The following is a 14,950-nucleotide window of genomic DNA, read 5'->3' on the forward strand; positions in this document are numbered from 1 at the left end:
ACGACTGGGCCGAGGAATGGCACACGACCCACAGCTTCGAGCCTGCGCGGCCGCTGCCCGACGGCGACCTCTCCGTCCCCGAAATCGCATGGTTTTCCGGCGGAAGACTCAACGTCGCCGAGAACTGTGTGGACCGGCACGTCGCTGCCGGCAACGGCGGCAGGACCGCCCTGTTCTTCGAAGGCGAGCCCGGCGACCGCCGCGCAGTGACCTACTCCGACCTGCAGGAGGAGGTAGCCCGTGCAGCGAATGCGCTGTCGGCCCTCGGTATCGGGAAGGGTGACCGCGTGGTCGTCTACCTCCCCGTCCTCGTCGAAACGGTGGTGGTGACGCTGGCGTGTGCGCGGATCGGAGCCGTCCACTCGCTCGTCTTCGGCGGCTTCTCGGCCGAGGCGCTGCGCTTCCGGGTCGAGGACACCGGGGCGAAACTGCTCGTCACCACCGACGGACAGTACCGCCGGGGGAAGGCGGTGCCGGTCAAGGCGAATGCCGACGCGGCCGTCGCCGGCGTGGAGTCCATCGAGCATGTCCTCGTGATCCGCCGCACCGGCTCGGACATCGAGTGGACGCCGGAGCGGGATGTCTGGTGGCACGACTCCGTCGACACCGCGTCGCCGCATCACCAGGCCGAGGCGTTCGACGCCGAGACGCCGCTGTTCATCATGTACACCTCGGGCACCACGGGGAAGCCGAAGGGCCTTGTGCACACCTCGGGCGGTTACCTCACGCAGGCATCGTGGAGCTTCGAGCACCTTTTCAGCAACCCCGACCCGGCGTTGCGCTCCACGGATGTCCACTGGTGTACGGCGGACCTCGCCTGGGTCACGGCCCACACCTACGAGATCTACGGCCCGCTCTCCAACGGCGCGACGCAGGTCATCTTCGAGGGAACGCCCAACACCCCGCATCCCGGCCGCCATTTCGAGGTCATCGAGCGCTACGGCGTCACCAGCTACTACACGGCGCCCACGCTGGTGCGCTCGCTCATGGGCTGGTTTCCCGACGGCGTTCCCGGGAACTACGACCTCTCGAGCATCCGGGTCCTCGGAACCGTCGGCGAGGCCGTCAATCCCGAGGCGTGGCGCTGGTTCCGGGCCAACCTCGGCCGCGGAACGGTGCCGGTGGTGGACACCTGGTGGCAGTCCGAGACCGGTGCCACCGTCCTTTCCCCGAACCCGCTCGACGAAACCTTCAAACCGGGCTGCGCCTCGCGCGCGCTACCCGGGGTCAGCACCCGCATCGTCGACGACGCCGGAAACCCCGTGCCGCCCGGCGTGCAGGGCCTGATCGTGGTGGACCGGCACGGCCCCGCCATGGCCCGGACCGTCTGGGGCGATCCGAAGCGCTACCTCGATTCCTACTGGCGGAAGTTCGCGGCGCAGGGCTGGTTCCTCGCGGGCGACGGTGCCAAGTACGACGACGACGGCGACACCTGGATCCTCGGCCGCGTGGACGACGTCATCAACGTGTCGGGGCACCGGCTGTCGACCATCGAGATCGAATCGGCGCTCGTGGCGCACCCCCTCGTCACCGAGGCGGGCGTGTGCCCGGTGGCCGATCCGCTCACGGGGCACGCGATCGCCGCCTTCGTCGTCCTGGCACCCGGCGCCGGCCGCTCGCAGGACGTCGTCTCCGACCTGCGCGCCCATGTCACGAAGGTGATCGGGGCAGTCGCCCGTCCCTCCGCCGTCGTCGTGGTCGACGACGTTCCGAAGACGCGTTCCGGGAAGATCATGCGCCGCCTGCTGACGCAGCTGTACGAGGGCGGGGCACTCGGGGATACCACGTCGCTGCAGAACGAGGATTGCATCCCGGGAATCGCAGCAGTGCTGGCGGAGAGGTAGGACTTTTAGAGGGAGGTTCGCCGCTACCGGGCTGCTCTCCGTGCCTGGCGCCAATTCGCAAGGGCCGGGAGCGCGAAGGCAGCGGAAAGTACCAGCAGGACTGCCTGCTGGACGTAGAACCCCGCGCCGACGGACGGGCCAGGGTCGCGAAGCACCATGAAGATGCTGAGAAGGAGGCTGGCAGCCACCACTGCGGCCACCCAGAACACGGTCCGCCACAGGGCCAGTTCGCTGGTGCGTTCCGCTGATCGCCACGACTCCATCGGTCAAGGGTACGGGAAGCGAAAGGCCACCCGGTGAGGAATGTGACGTTCTCCGGACGACACATTCTTTGTGTCGGCCCTGCACCCTGTCAGACTCGAAGGTGACCATCCCGAGCGGCCGAGAGATCTGGCTCATTGACGCCGCAGCAACCCTGGCCCGTGCTCCAAGCGCTCGGCAATAGGGTGCTACCGCCAGGGCCGATGGAGGAATTCATGAGTTCGACGGCAGAGAAGACTTTCGGTTTCCGTACCCGCGCACTCCACGCCGGCGGGACACCCGACGCGACGCACGGCGCACGAGCAGTGCCCATCTACCAGACGACGTCGTTCGTGTTCAAGGACACCAACGACGCCGCCAACCTCTTCGCACTGCAGAAGTACGGCAACATCTACTCCCGTATCGGCAACCCCACGGTCGCCGCGTTCGAGGAGCGCATCGCCTCACTCGAGGGCGGCATCGGGGCAGTCGCCACCGCGTCGGGCATGAGCGCCGAGTTCATCACCTTCGCAGCCCTCTGCCAGGCCGGTGACCACATCGTCGCGGCGTCCCAGCTCTATGGCGGGACGGTGACGCAGCTCGACGTCACGCTGCGCAGGTTCGGCATCGAGACCACCTTCGTTCCCGGCGCGGACCCCGCCGACTACGCGGCCGCCATCCAGGACAACACCAAGGCCGTCTACGCCGAGGTCATCGCCAACCCGTCCGGTGAGATCGCCGACCTCGAGGGGCTCGCGAAGGTGGCGCACGACGCCGGGGTGCCGCTCATCGTCGACTCCACCCTCAGCACGCCCTACCTCATCCGGCCGATCGAACACGGCGCCGACATCGTGATCCACTCGGCCACCAAGTTCATCGGCGGCCACGGTACAACGCTCGGCGGCGTGATCGTGGAGAGCGGCCGCTTCAACTGGGGCAACGGCAAATTCCCCATGATGACCGAACCCGTGCCCTCCTACGGCAACATCCAGTGGTGGGCAAACTTCGGCGAATACGGTTTCCTCACGAAACTCCGTACCGAGCAGCTGCGCGACATCGGCCCGTCGCTGTCGCCGATGTCCGCTTTCCAGCTGCTGCAGGGCGTCGAGACCCTCGCCCAGCGCCTCGACGAACACCTGAAGAATGCCCAGGCCGTCGCCGAGTGGCTACAGGCGGATCCGCGCGTCGAGTACGTGAACTATGCGGGGCTTCCGAGCCATCGGCACTACGACCGTGCAAAGAAGTATTTCCCGCATGGTCCCGGATCGGTCTTCAGTTTCGGCGTTCGGGGCGGGCGTGCGGCGGGACAGAAATTCATCGAATCGCTGCAGCTGGCCTCACACCTGGCGAACGTCGGTGACTCACGGACACTCGTGATCCACCCCGGCTCCACCACCCATCAGCAACTCTCCGCGGATCAGTTGGCAGCAGCCGGCATCCCCGAGGACCTCGTGCGCATTTCCGTGGGCCTCGAGGACCTCGAGGACATCCTGTGGGACCTCGACCAGGCCCTGGAGATTGCCGTCAAGGCCGCCGATGGCTCGACCGACGCGGAACTTCCCCAGGTGCCGACGGATGACAACGAACCGGACCAGTCCCGCACCAGTGCGGTAGGAGTTGGAGCATGAGCACAAGTACAGACCAGACGCCTACAGCGCGGACCTGGGAAGGCCCTTCGGCGCCCGAGCGCCTGAACCTACTGCGCTCGGCGCGGTCGATCGCGATCGTGGGAGCCTCGGACAAACCCTCCCGCGCCTCGTACTTCGTGGCGACGTACCTGCAGTCGTCGTCGCCCTACCGCCTGTATTTCGTCAATCCGGTGGCCAAGGAGATCCTCGGCCAGCCCGCCTACGCGTCGCTCGCCGACCTGCCGGAGGTGCCCGACGTCGTCGACGTGTTCCGCAAGCACGATGACCTGCCCTCGGTGCTCACCGAGGCACGGGACGTGGGGGCGAAGTCCCTCTGGCTGCAGCTCGGTTCCTGGCATGAGGACGTGGCGCGGGAAGCCGAAGAAGCAGGAATGACCGTGGTGATGGACCGCTGCATCAAGATCGAGCATGCGCGCTTCCATGGCGGGCTCAATCTCGCCGGGTTCAACACGGGAATCATCTCGTCGAAGCGGCAGATCACTACGTAGCGAGTCCGATGAAAAAGGCCGCACCGGGGCCTGTTGGGGGTCGGTCCCGGTGCGGCACTTCTGTCCAAGCCTACTTCAAGGCATTGGATGCACGGCGCTTATTGAACACATCGAAGCCGACGGCGAGCAGGAGCACCATGCCCTTGATGAACTGCTGGTAGTCGATTCCGACGCCGAGCAGTGACATTCCGTTGTTCAGGACACCCATGATCAGTCCGCCGGTGATGGCGCCGATGACTGTGCCGACGCCACCCGTCACTGCGGCGCCACCGATGAAGGCCGCAGCAATGGCGTCGAGTTCGAACAGATTGCCCGCACCCGGTCCGGCGGAGTTGAGGCGGCCGGTGAAGATGAGGCCCGCCAGTGCCGCGAGCACACCCATGTTGACGAAGAGGTAGAAGTCGATCTTCTTGGTGTTGATACCGGACAGCTGCGCGGCCTGGAGGTTTCCACCCCGGGCGTAGATATGGCGGCCGAAGACGCTGTTGCTCATGACGGCGCTGTAGGCGACGATCAGGATTCCGAGGACCACCAGGACGATCGGGGTTCCACTGCGTGAACCGGCAAGGAGGTAGGTCAGGCCGAGGATGATTCCGGCGATGAAGACCAGCTTGGTGAAGAACCACGCCTTGGGTTCATCCTCGAGGTTCAGTTTGGCTCGAGAGGCTCGTCCCCGGAGCTGCGAGATCACCAGCAGCGCCACGGCCAGGATGCCCAGGCCCACTGTGGTCCAGTCAAGGATGTTCGTTTCCGGCGGGAACAGTCCGGGGAACAGGAAACCGCCGCCCAGCTGGCGGTATTCCTCGGGGAACCCGGTGATGCGCTGGTTCTCGAGGACGATCTGGGTGAGTCCGCGGAACACGAGCATGCCGGCCAGGGTGACGATGAAGGCTGGAATGCCGACATAGGCCACCCAGAAGCCCTGCCATGCTCCCACCAGAGCGCCGATCGCCAATGATGCCAGGAAGGCGAGCCACCAGGGCATGCTCCAGTCCTGGACCATGATCCCCGACATCGCGCCGACGAACGCCGCCACGGATCCGACGGAGAGGTCGATGTGCCCGGCGACGATGATCATCACCATGCCGATCGCCAGCAGCAGGATGTAGCTGTTCTGCACGATGATGTTGGAGACGTTGTCCGGCTGCAGCAGTGACCCGCCGGTGAGTACCTGGAAAAGCGTGACGATCACCAGAAGGGCCACGAAGATGCCGATCTGCCGGAGCCTGCTGGCGAGGAAACGTCCCGCGGTGCTGAGGGTCGAAGCCATTGAGAATCAGTCCTTTTCCTTGGTCATGTGCTGCATGAGAAGCTCCGGTGTGGCTTCGTGAATGGAAACCTCGGCCGTGATGGCGCCCTCTGCGAGCGTGTAGATGCGGTCGCAGATGCCCAGAAGTTCGGGCAGCTCGGAGGAGATGACGATCAGCGCCTTACCCTGGGCCGCGAGCTGATTGATGATGGTGTAGATCTCGTACTTCGCGCCGACGTCGATGCCCCGGGTCGGTTCGTCGAGGATCAGGACGTCGGGGTCGGCGAACATCCACTTCGACAGCACCACTTTCTGCTGATTGCCGCCCGAAAGCTTGCCGGTGATGGAGGTGACGGACGGCGCCTTGATGTTCATCGACTTCCGGTAGTCGCCGGCGACAACCGCTTCCCGGCCACTGTCCACCCAGCCGCGTCGGGAGAGCTTGCCCAGGGCGGCACCGGAGACGTTCCGCTTGATGTCGTCGATCAGGTTCAGGCCATACTTCTTCCGGTCCTCCGTGGCGTACGCGATCCCATGGCGGATTGCCTCACTCACTGTCCTCGGAGTGATGACCTTGCCGTTCTTGTACAGAGTTCCGGTGATCCTGGAGCCGTAGCTCCGCCCGAAGATGCTCATGGCCAGCTCGGTCCGCCCTGCTCCCATCAGCCCTGCAATACCCACGATCTCCCCCGCCCTGACATGGAGGTGGGCGTTGTCGACGACGATGCGCGAGTGCTCCTGGGGATGGTGGACCGTCCAGTCCTCGATCCTCAGCACTTCTGCGCCGATGGAGGGTGTCCGGTGCGGATAACGGCTCTGCAGCTCCCTGCCCACCATGCCCTTGATGATGCGGTCCTCGGTGACCGACCCGTCATGCAGGCTCAGCGTCTCGATGGTCTTCCCGTCGCGAAGGATGGTCACGGAGTCGGCGATCGCCCGGATCTCATTCAGTTTGTGGCTGATGATGATGCAGGTGATGCCTTCGTCGCGGAGTCCCCGGACCAGTCCCAGCAGGTGTGCCGAGTCCTCGTCGTTCAGCGCGGCGGTCGGCTCGTCGAGGATGAGGAGTTTCACGTTCTTCGAGAGGGCCTTGGCGATCTCCACGAGCTGCTGCTTGCCGACACCGATGTCCCCTGCACGGGTGACCGGGTTCAGCGTCAGCCCCACGCGCTTCAGGAGCTTCGCTGCCAGGAGATTGGTTTCGTTCCAGTCGATGAAGCCCTTCGTGGAACGCTCATTGCCCAGGAAGATGTTTTCGGCGACCGAAAGGAACGGCGAGAGGGCCAGTTCCTGGTGGATGATGACCACGCCGTCTTTTTCGCTGTCACGGATGTCCTTGAACGCCACCACGGAGCCGTCGAATTCGATGTCCCCCTCGTACGAGCCGTGGGGATAGACGCCGGAGAGCACCTTCATCAGGGTCGACTTCCCCGCGCCGTTCTCACCGCAGATGGCGTGGACCTCCCCGCGGGCGACGTCGAGGTTGACGTCCTGGAGTGCCTTGACGCCGGGGAAGGTCTTGGTGATCTGGCGCATCCTGAGAATGGCTTCGGCCATGGCCGTGCCTCGCTTCCATGAAGAGTCGGCCCGGCTTCGGCGAAGTGCCTGCGGAGCCCTCGAAAAGGCGAATCCGGGCGGCGCGGCGCACCACGCCGCCCGGACGGGAGGAAACTACTTGAGTTCGTCTGCTGTGTAGTAGCCGCTGTCGACGAGGACTTCCTCATAGTTGTCGACGGTGACGATCTCCGATTCGAGCAGGTACGACGGCACGATCTTCTCGCCGTTGTCGTAGGTCTCGGTGTCGTTGACCTCGGGCTCTTCGCCCTTCATGAGGGCGTCCACCATGGTGACGGCCTGCCCACCGAGCTCGCGCACGTCCTTGAAGATGGTGGAGTACTGCTCGCCGGCGATCATCGACTTCACCGAACCGACCTCGGCGTCCTGCCCGGTGACCACGGGGAGGTCGTCCGGAGAGTAGCCGCCCGAGGTGAGAGCGGAGATGATGCCGATGGACAGGCCGTCGTAGGGGGAGAGTACGCCGTCGATCCGGGCGCCGCCGCCGACGGTCAGGAGGTCCTCCATGCGGTCCTGCGCCGTGTCGGGGAGCCAGCGCAGGATGGCTGCTTGCTCGAATTCCGTCTGCCCGCTCGGCACGTTCAACACGCCGCTGTCCAGGTACGGCTGAAGTGTTTCCATGGCACCGTCCCAGAAGAACGTGGCGTTGTTGTCATCGGGGCTGCCCGCGAACAGCTCGACGTTGAACGGTCCCTCCTCGCCGGTCTCGTTGCCTTCCTCATCCAGGACACCGAGCCCGATCAGCAGCGAGGTGGCCTGCTGGACGCCCACCTCGAAGTTGTCGAAGGTGGTGTAGTAGTCGACGGTTTCGGACCCGTTGATGAGACGGTCATAGGCGATGACCGGGATGTCCTGCGACTCGGCGGTGTCGAGCACGCTGGTGAGCGTGGTGCCGTCGATCGAGGCGACGACAAGGGCCTTCACTCCTCCGTTGATCATGTTCTCGATCTGCGAGACCTGGGTGGGGATGTCGTCGTTGGCGTACTGGAGGTCCACCTCGTAGCCGAGCTCCTCCAGCTGGCTCTTCACGTTCTCGCCGTCGGCGATCCACCGTTCGGACTGCTGGGTCGGCATGGCGACGCCGATCTTCGCGCCCTCGTTGGACCCTCCCTCGCCCGCGGCGTCTCCGCCGCCGCGGCTGCCGCCGCAGGCTGTGAGGCTGAGGATGAGTGCGCCCGCGGCAATGCCGGTGGTGAATCTCTTGTTCATGCTGATGCTTCCTTCGGTTGTGCCGGGCATCATCGCCCGGATGGATGTGACCGTTCTCACTAGAGTTTCTGCGCAAGCCTATAGTAGGCGGCGTTCCAGCGAAGCTCCCGCTGGAAAGTCCTCAACGATGTGTCGCTGTTGATGACCAGCAGCTCGGTCTGGGCAATCTCCGCGAAGTCCTCGAAGACCTCCATTCCGACGGCTGTGGTCAGCACCGTGTGGTGTGCCGCTCCGGCGCTCAGCCAGGCAGCCGCCGACGTCGCGAGGTCGGGCTCGGGCTTCCAGACGGCACGGGCTACGGGCAGCTTCGGAAGTGGTGCATCCGGGGGCACCACCTCGACGACGTTGGCCGTCAGGCGGAAACGGTCCCGCATGTCGGACATCGCCACCACCACTCCGGCGCCGGGATCGGTATCGAAAACCAGCCGGACCGGGTCCTCGCGGCCACCGATTCCCAGCGGGTGGACCTCGAGCGACGGCTTCGAGGTGGTGAGCGTCGGGCAGATCTCCAGCATGTGCGCGCCGAGGATCTTCTCCTCGCCCGGCACCAGGTGGTAGGTGTAGTCCTCCATCAGGGAGGCGCCGCCCGGCAGGCCTGCCCCCATGACCTTCGCGGCCCGCACCAGGACCGCCGTCTTCCAGTCACCCTCGGCGCCGAAACCGTAGCCGCGGGCCATGAGTCGCTGCACTGCAAGGCCCGGAAGCTGGCGGAGACCCCCCAGGTCCTCGAAGCTCGTGGTGAAGGCTCCGAAGCCCCCTTCCTCGAGGAAGGACAGCAGTCCCAGTTCAAGGCGGGCTCCGTAGCGCAGCGACTCGTGGCGGTCGCCGCCGCGGCGAAGCTCGGGAGCGACGTCGTACTGCTCCTCGTACTCGGCCACGAGGTCATCGATCAGGGCGTCCGGCTGCGCATCGACCACCTCGACGAGGTCGTTGACGCTCCAGGTGTTGATGGAGGCGCCGAAGCGGAGCTCGGCCTCGGTCTTGTCCCCCTCGGTCACCGCCACGTTGCGCATGTTGTCGCCGAAGCGGGCCACGCGAAGCTCGTGTACGGCAGCCCAGCCGGCGGCGGCGCGTTCCCAGGAGGCGATCCGAGCGCATACTGCGGGATTGGAGACATGACCCACCACGGTCTTCCGCGGAACGCCGAGCCGCGACTGGATGTACCCGAACTCCCGGTCGCCGTGGGCGGCCTGGTTGAGGTTCATGAAGTCGAAGTCGATCTCGGCCCAGGGCAGTGCCACGTTGATCTGCGTGTGCAGGTGGAGGAGCGGTTTGCGCAGCGCGTCGAGGCCGGCGATCCACATCTTCGCTGGACTGAAGGTGTGCATCCAGGTGATGATGCCCACCACGTTGTCGGCGGCGTTGACTTCGAGGGCCATCCGGCGGATCGAAGCCGAGTCCTTGAGGGTGGGCTTCCAGACCACCGTCACCGGCAGCCCCGAACCGTTCAGCATGCCCACGATCTCCTGCGACTGTTCGGCAACCTGGCGTAGCGTGTCCTCGCCGTAGAGGTCCTGGCTGCCGGTGAGGAACCAGACTTCGTAGTTCTCGAGGGTGCTGCTGAGTGGGCTCATGCAGGGGCTCCTGGTGTCGAGGGCCGGCCGTACACGTTCTGGTAACGGTCGAAGAGTGAGTCGATGTGCTGCGGCTCGATACCGAGCGGCTCGCCGAGTTGTCGGGAGAGGTGCACCGTGCGGGCGACGTCCTCGAGCATGACGGCGGCCTTGACGGCGTCGCGGGCGTTCCTGCCGATGGTGAACGGCCCATGGCTTTTCATGAGGACGCCCCTCGAGCGGTGGTTGGTCAGCGTCTCCACAATGCCCCGCCCGATCGAGTCGTCGCCGATGATCGCGAAAGGGCCCACCGGGATCTCCCCGCCGAACTCGTCGGCCATGGCGGTGAGGACGCAGGGAATGGGCTCCCCTCGCGCGGCCCAGGCCACCGCATAGGTGGAATGGGTGTGGACCACGCCGCCGACGTCGGGCATATTCCGGTAGACGTAGGCGTGGGCCGCGGTGTCACTCGATGGTGACCGCTCCGAACCCGGCGTGCCGGGAATCACGTTTCCGTCGAGGTCGCACAGGATCTGGTTCTCGGGCGCCAGCTCGTCGTAGCTCACCCCGCTCGGCTTGATGACGAAGAGGTTCGCGCCGGGAACACGGCCCGATACGTTGCCGCCGGTCCAGACGACGAGGCCGTAACGCACCAGTTCGGCGTGAAGCGCTGACACGTCCTGCCGCGTGGAAGCGATGGCGGCGTCCACGTTGGGAGAGAAGCCGCTCATGCGGAGACCGCCTGCTGCCTGCGGGCCGCGCGGCGCATCTCCTTGAGCCGGTGCATCACGTCATTGGTGCCGCGGCCGAAGTAGTCGTGCAGTGCGCTGTACTCACGGAACAGCAGATCGTAGGCGGCAGCACGTTCCGGATCCGGTCGATAAGCGGCGCGATCGAGGCTGCCCATGGCCGCGGCGGCGGAAGAGATGTCCGGGTATGCGCCGGCGGCGACGGCTGCATGGATGGCGGACCCCAGGGCCGGCCCCTGCGAGCTTCGGATCACCGAGATGGGCAGGTTCAGCACATCGGCGTAGACCTGCAGGAGGAAGGGATTGCGGATGAGCCCGCCTGCAGCGACGAACTCCGTGACCGGAACGCCGGAGTCGTTGAACGCCTCCACGATCTTCCGCGTCCCGAACGCCGTCGCCTCGAACAGTGCGCGGTAGATCTCGTGGGGTTTCGTAGCAAGCGTCAGGCCGACGACGACGCCGGACAGCTCGTGGTCCACCAGCACGGAACGGTTGCCCGAGTGCCAGTCAAGAGCAACCAGGCCGTGGGCTCCCACGGGCTCGTCCTTTGCCTGATCGGTCAGGTACTCGTGCACGCTCTGGCCGGCGGCGGCTGCCGCGTCGTGGATCTCACCTGGAACCTGGTTGGCCACGAACCAGGCGAAGATGTCACCCACCCCCGACTGCCCGGCCTCATAGCCATAGGCACCCTCGACGATCCCGCCGTCCACCACCCCGCACATCCCGGGTACCTCCCGCAGGACGTCCGAGTTCATCACGTGGCAGGTGGACGTGCCCATGATCGCAACCATCTGGCCCGGACCCGTCGCCTGGGCGGCGGGAGCGGTGACGTGGGCGTCCACATTGCCGACGGCGACGGCGATCCCGGCGGGCAGCCCCGTCCAGCCTGCTGCTTCCTCGGTCAGCGTGCCGGCACGCGAAGCGAGCGCACCGATGCTGTGCTCCACCTTGTCCCTGGCGAAGGAGGCGAAGTCGGGGTTCAGCGCAGCGAGGAACTCCTCGGAGGGGTAGGCGCCGTCCTGGTAGATCCCCTTGTAGCCGGCGGTGCAGGCATTGCGGACATACGTCCCGGTCAGCTGCCAGACGATCCAGTCCGCCGCCTCCACCCAGTGGTCCATCCTGGCGTAGAGCTCCGGGTCCTCCTCAAGGAGCTGAAGACCCTTCGCGAACTCCCATTCGCTGGAGATCAGCCCGCCATAGCGCGGCAGCCAGGATTCCCGGCGCTCCGTCGCAAGGGTGTTGATGCGGTTGGCCTGGCCCTGCGCGGCATGGTGCTTCCACAGCTTCACATACGCGTGGGGGCGGCCCTCCATCCCCGGCACCTCGTTGAGCGGCGTGCCGTCGGCGAGCGTGGGCACCATGGTGCAGGCCGTGAAGTCAGTGGCGATCCCGATGACGTTCTCCGCCGGAATGCCTGCATCCTTCACGGCTGCCGGAACGGCAGTACGAAGTACCTCGACGTAGTCCGAGGGGACCTGTAGCGCCCACTCGGGCGGCAGCACCTCGCCTGTCGCAGCCAGTCGCACGTCCATGACGGCATGCGGGTACTCGAGGAGCGACGACCCCAGTTCGGCACCGTCGGATACCCGGACGACGACGGCGCGCCCCGACAGGGTGCCGTAGTCGGCGCCTATGACGTACTGCTCGCCGGGGGCTGGCTTGCTCACGAAAGGACCTCTTCGTCTTCTTTGGTTCAGTACACGGGCGCCGCAACGGGCGGGAACGTCAGTTCAAACCTGTGGTGAATGTGAACGGTAACATTGCGGCTTCCATTTACGCACCCATCCGCGCACCTTGTCAACGGCCCTGCTGTTCCTGCTGCGTTATCGGCGATCAGCCCGGCCGTGGTGGCTCCGTCGATTGCCGCACGACCAGTTCCGGAAGCACGTCATGAGGGTGCTCAGGTGCGTTCCCCGCAAGGGCCGCCACGAGCAGCGCCACGCACCGCCGCCCCAATTCCGCGAAGTCCTGCCGCACCGTGGTGAGCGGCGGCCAGTAGTGTGCAGCCTCGGGGATGTCATCGAACCCCACCACGCTGAGGTTTCCGGGCACCTCGAGTCCGGCGTCGCGGCAGGCATGGAGTACCCCGAGCGCCATCTGGTCGTTCGAGGAGAACACTGCCGTCACGTCGTTCTCGCAAAGGATCCGTCGGCCCGCCGCATAACCGGACTCCGCTGTCCAGTCGCCGTGGACGGGGGGCGGCGGCTCCACTCCCCATGCGGTCATTTCCTCCTGGAAACCCCGCTGGCGCGCCGCTGTCTCCACCCAGCCGTCGGGTCCTGCCACATGGACGATCCGTCGGTGGCCCAGTTCCAGCAGATGCCGCGTCGCAAGCACTGCTCCCGCGGTCTGGTCCACCGACAAGCGGTGGTCGTCGAGACCCCCCGTCGAATGAACGGTCACGAACGGCAGGGTGATGGAGAGCTCCGCGATCATGTCCAGGCTGCGTGACTGCGGCGCGAGGATGATCAAACCCTCCACCGCGTGCCCCACCAGCCGATCGAGTGCGTCGATGATGGCCGGGCGGTCCGAGGTTTCCAGGTAGGCGGTGTCGAGGGTGTAGCCGGCATCCCGTGCAGCGGTGCCGATCGCCTGGAGGCTCGCGGCGGGGCCGTATTCAGAGCTGTTCGAGGCGAGGACACCGATGGTGCGGGATTTGCTGGTGACGAGTGCGCGGGCGGCGCGGTTCGGTCGGAACTGCAACTCCTCCATGGCGTCCACCACCTTTTGCCGGGTGGTTTCCCGCAGGCTGGCATGCCCGTTGAGCACCCGGGAGACAGTCTGGTGGGACACCCCCGCCAACCGCGCGACATCGCGGATGTTGGGTGCGCGGACAGGTGCGGGAGGGGAAGCGTCATCGTTCCGGGTTCCGCCGGGAGTGCTTATCACCCACCGAACGCTACTGCACAGCGGGAGCCCACGGTCGCTGCGCCGGGGATAGCAACACGCGGGAGGCGGCGGCGGGCGACCAGGGCGGAGGCAGCGGAGTCACGGCGGGCCCGTCAGTGCGGCTCGACGATCTCGCTGTTGCGGGCGAAGCGCCGGTTGTGCAGGACGGGCAGGAACTCGCGGACGTCGTCGACCCTGCGGCGGGTCACCTCGGTGGTGACCACTCCGCGCTCCTCGTCCCCGAGGTACACGTGCGCAACACCCATCGGATCGAGGATGGCGGAGTGGCCGATCGTATGTGCGCTCGAGGTTCCGGCGGCGGCCACCCACACCGTGTTCTCGATGGCCCGCGCCCTCAGCAGCGTTTCCCAGTGCTCCACCTTGTGTTCGCCCTTGAACCAGGCTGCGGGGACGCAGATGAGATCGGCTCCGGCGTCGGTGAGCGCCCGGGCCTGTTCGGGGAACCGGACGTCATAACAGGTCATGAGGCCCACCGACATGTCGCCGACCGGCACCACCTTGATACCGCCGTCACCCGGTTTGATCCGGTGGGACTCCTGGTAGCTGAAGGCGTCGTAGAGGTGCAGTTTCCGGTAGGTGTCGGCGATCCGGCCGGTTCGATCGATCAGGACGAGTGTGTTGAACGGGCGCTCCTCACCACTGGACTCGTAACCGCCGGCCACCACGGCGATGTCGTGCTGGGCGGCAAGAAAGGACAGCTGCTGGACGAAGACGGTCCAGTTGGCATCGACCGCCGCCTGCAGCGAACCCTCGACCTTCCCGATCGAGAACATCGATTCCTCGGGAAAGACGATGAGCTCCGACCCCGCTGCGCTCGCCTCCGCAGCGAGGCCGCGCATCACCTCGAGATTCGCGGCGGTGTCCCCGCCTGGTCGAAACTGTCCTACGCTGACCAACATTCGTGCCGCCCTAACTCCGCCGGGAACGTTCCATTCCAGCCTACCGAACTGTCGCAACTTTCCCTCCAGCTGCGGTTGTTACGGTTGCGTCATGAAAAAGACGCGGATCATCCCCGGCCCCGGTCAGGAAAGCGTGTGGGACTACCCCCGCCCGCCACGGATCGAGCAGGTGATCGGCCGTGTCGTGGTGCGCCTCGGAGGAGTTGTCGTCGCCGAGACCACCGGCGCCGTCCGGGTGCTCGAAACCAGTCACCCTCCGGTCTTCTACCTGCCGCTGGCCGATTTCACGCCCGGCGCGGTGGTCCCTGCCGGAGGCACCACCTTCTGCGAGTTCAAGGGGGAGGCTGCGTACTTCGACGTCGTCGCTGGCGCTTCCCATGTCCCGCGCGGAGCCTGGAGCTACCCGCGACCGGTGCGCGGCTACGAGGAACTGGCCACACGTGCCGCCGTCTACCCGAGCAGGATGGACAGCTGCGAGGTCGACGGCGAAACCGTGCGGGCACAGGACGGCGACTTCTACGGGGGCTGGATCACCGACCGCATCGTGGGCCCGTTCAAGGGATCACCCGGCACGTGGGGCTGGTA

At 66.0% G+C, this 14,950-nt stretch carries 13 protein-coding genes and 1 riboswitch; of the genes, 4 read left to right on the forward strand and 9 right to left on the reverse strand.

The window, feature by feature from the left end; all coding sequences use genetic code 11:
* On the forward strand, nucleotides 1–1,844 hold a 1,844-nt coding region (gene acs / locus Y705_RS16710; protein ID WP_081737704.1), incomplete at its 5' end, for an acetate--CoA ligase.
* A gap of 23 nt (nucleotides 1,845–1,867) precedes the next feature.
* On the opposite strand, the gene Y705_RS0102155 is transcribed toward acs, so the two are convergent.
* Nucleotides 1,868–2,107, reverse strand: a complete 240-nt coding sequence (locus tag Y705_RS0102155) for a hypothetical protein (RefSeq protein ID WP_026531662.1) — start codon at nucleotides 2,105–2,107, stop codon at nucleotides 1,868–1,870.
* A 102-nt stretch (nucleotides 2,108–2,209) separates the two neighbouring features.
* Nucleotides 2,210–2,315, forward strand: a riboswitch (SAM riboswitch).
* A gap of 5 nt (nucleotides 2,316–2,320) precedes the next feature.
* On the opposite strand from Y705_RS0102155, the gene Y705_RS16715 reads away from it, so the two are divergent.
* Together Y705_RS16715 and Y705_RS0102165 are read left to right on the forward strand one after the other, a co-directional pair.
* Nucleotides 2,321–3,712: an O-acetylhomoserine aminocarboxypropyltransferase/cysteine synthase family protein gene (locus Y705_RS16715; RefSeq protein ID WP_049822138.1), complete on the forward strand. Its 1,392-nt coding sequence runs from the start codon at nucleotides 2,321–2,323 to the stop codon at nucleotides 3,710–3,712.
* Nucleotides 3,709–4,221 carry a CoA-binding protein gene (locus Y705_RS0102165; protein ID WP_026531663.1) on the forward strand — a complete coding sequence of 171 codons (513 nt, stop codon included), beginning with the start codon at nucleotides 3,709–3,711 and terminating at the stop codon, nucleotides 4,219–4,221. The genes Y705_RS16715 and Y705_RS0102165 overlap by 4 nt, the downstream gene beginning before the upstream one ends.
* Before the next feature lie 70 nt (nucleotides 4,222–4,291).
* Here Y705_RS0102165 and mmsB read toward each other — a convergent pair whose 3' ends face one another.
* The 8 genes from mmsB to Y705_RS0102205 form a co-directional block, all read right to left on the reverse strand.
* Complete coding sequence (mmsB, locus tag Y705_RS0102170; RefSeq protein WP_026531664.1) at nucleotides 4,292–5,491, reverse strand: multiple monosaccharide ABC transporter permease; 1,200 nt, start codon at nucleotides 5,489–5,491, stop codon at nucleotides 4,292–4,294.
* Nucleotides 5,492–5,497: 6 nt separating this feature from the next.
* Nucleotides 5,498–7,027, reverse strand: a complete 1,530-nt coding sequence (mmsA, locus tag Y705_RS0102175) for a multiple monosaccharide ABC transporter ATP-binding protein (protein WP_026531665.1) — start codon at nucleotides 7,025–7,027, stop codon at nucleotides 5,498–5,500.
* 114 nt (nucleotides 7,028–7,141) lie between these two features.
* Nucleotides 7,142–8,254, reverse strand: coding sequence for a multiple monosaccharide ABC transporter substrate-binding protein (chvE, locus tag Y705_RS0102180; protein WP_026531666.1), 1,113 nt, complete (start codon nucleotides 8,252–8,254; stop codon nucleotides 7,142–7,144).
* 59 nt (nucleotides 8,255–8,313) lie between these two features.
* Complete coding sequence (gene araA / locus Y705_RS0102185) at nucleotides 8,314–9,828, reverse strand: L-arabinose isomerase (protein WP_026531667.1); 1,515 nt, start codon at nucleotides 9,826–9,828, stop codon at nucleotides 8,314–8,316.
* Complete coding sequence (locus Y705_RS0102190) at nucleotides 9,825–10,538, reverse strand: L-ribulose-5-phosphate 4-epimerase (RefSeq protein ID WP_026531668.1); 714 nt, start codon at nucleotides 10,536–10,538, stop codon at nucleotides 9,825–9,827. Before Y705_RS0102190 ends, araA begins: the two co-directional genes overlap by 4 nt.
* Nucleotides 10,535–12,223: a ribulokinase gene (araB, locus tag Y705_RS0102195; protein WP_026531669.1), complete on the reverse strand. Its 1,689-nt coding sequence runs from the start codon at nucleotides 12,221–12,223 to the stop codon at nucleotides 10,535–10,537. Before araB ends, Y705_RS0102190 begins: the two co-directional genes overlap by 4 nt.
* Nucleotides 12,224–12,389: 166 nt before the next feature.
* A complete protein-coding gene (locus tag Y705_RS0102200; RefSeq protein WP_253908448.1) occupies nucleotides 12,390–13,445 on the reverse strand; it encodes a LacI family DNA-binding transcriptional regulator in 1,056 nt (351 codons plus the stop codon).
* A gap of 113 nt (nucleotides 13,446–13,558) precedes the next feature.
* A complete protein-coding gene (locus Y705_RS0102205) occupies nucleotides 13,559–14,365 on the reverse strand; it encodes a carbon-nitrogen hydrolase family protein (protein ID WP_026531671.1) in 807 nt (268 codons plus the stop codon).
* Between the two features lie 91 nt (nucleotides 14,366–14,456).
* On the opposite strand from Y705_RS0102205, the gene Y705_RS16720 reads away from it, so the two are divergent.
* The coding region (locus Y705_RS16720) for a DUF427 domain-containing protein (RefSeq protein WP_049822139.1) at nucleotides 14,457–14,950 on the forward strand (494 nt) is incomplete at its 3' end.

It is taken from the genome of Arthrobacter sp. H41 (assembly GCF_000520535.1).
GTDB lineage: Bacteria > Actinomycetota > Actinomycetes > Actinomycetales > Micrococcaceae > Arthrobacter_D.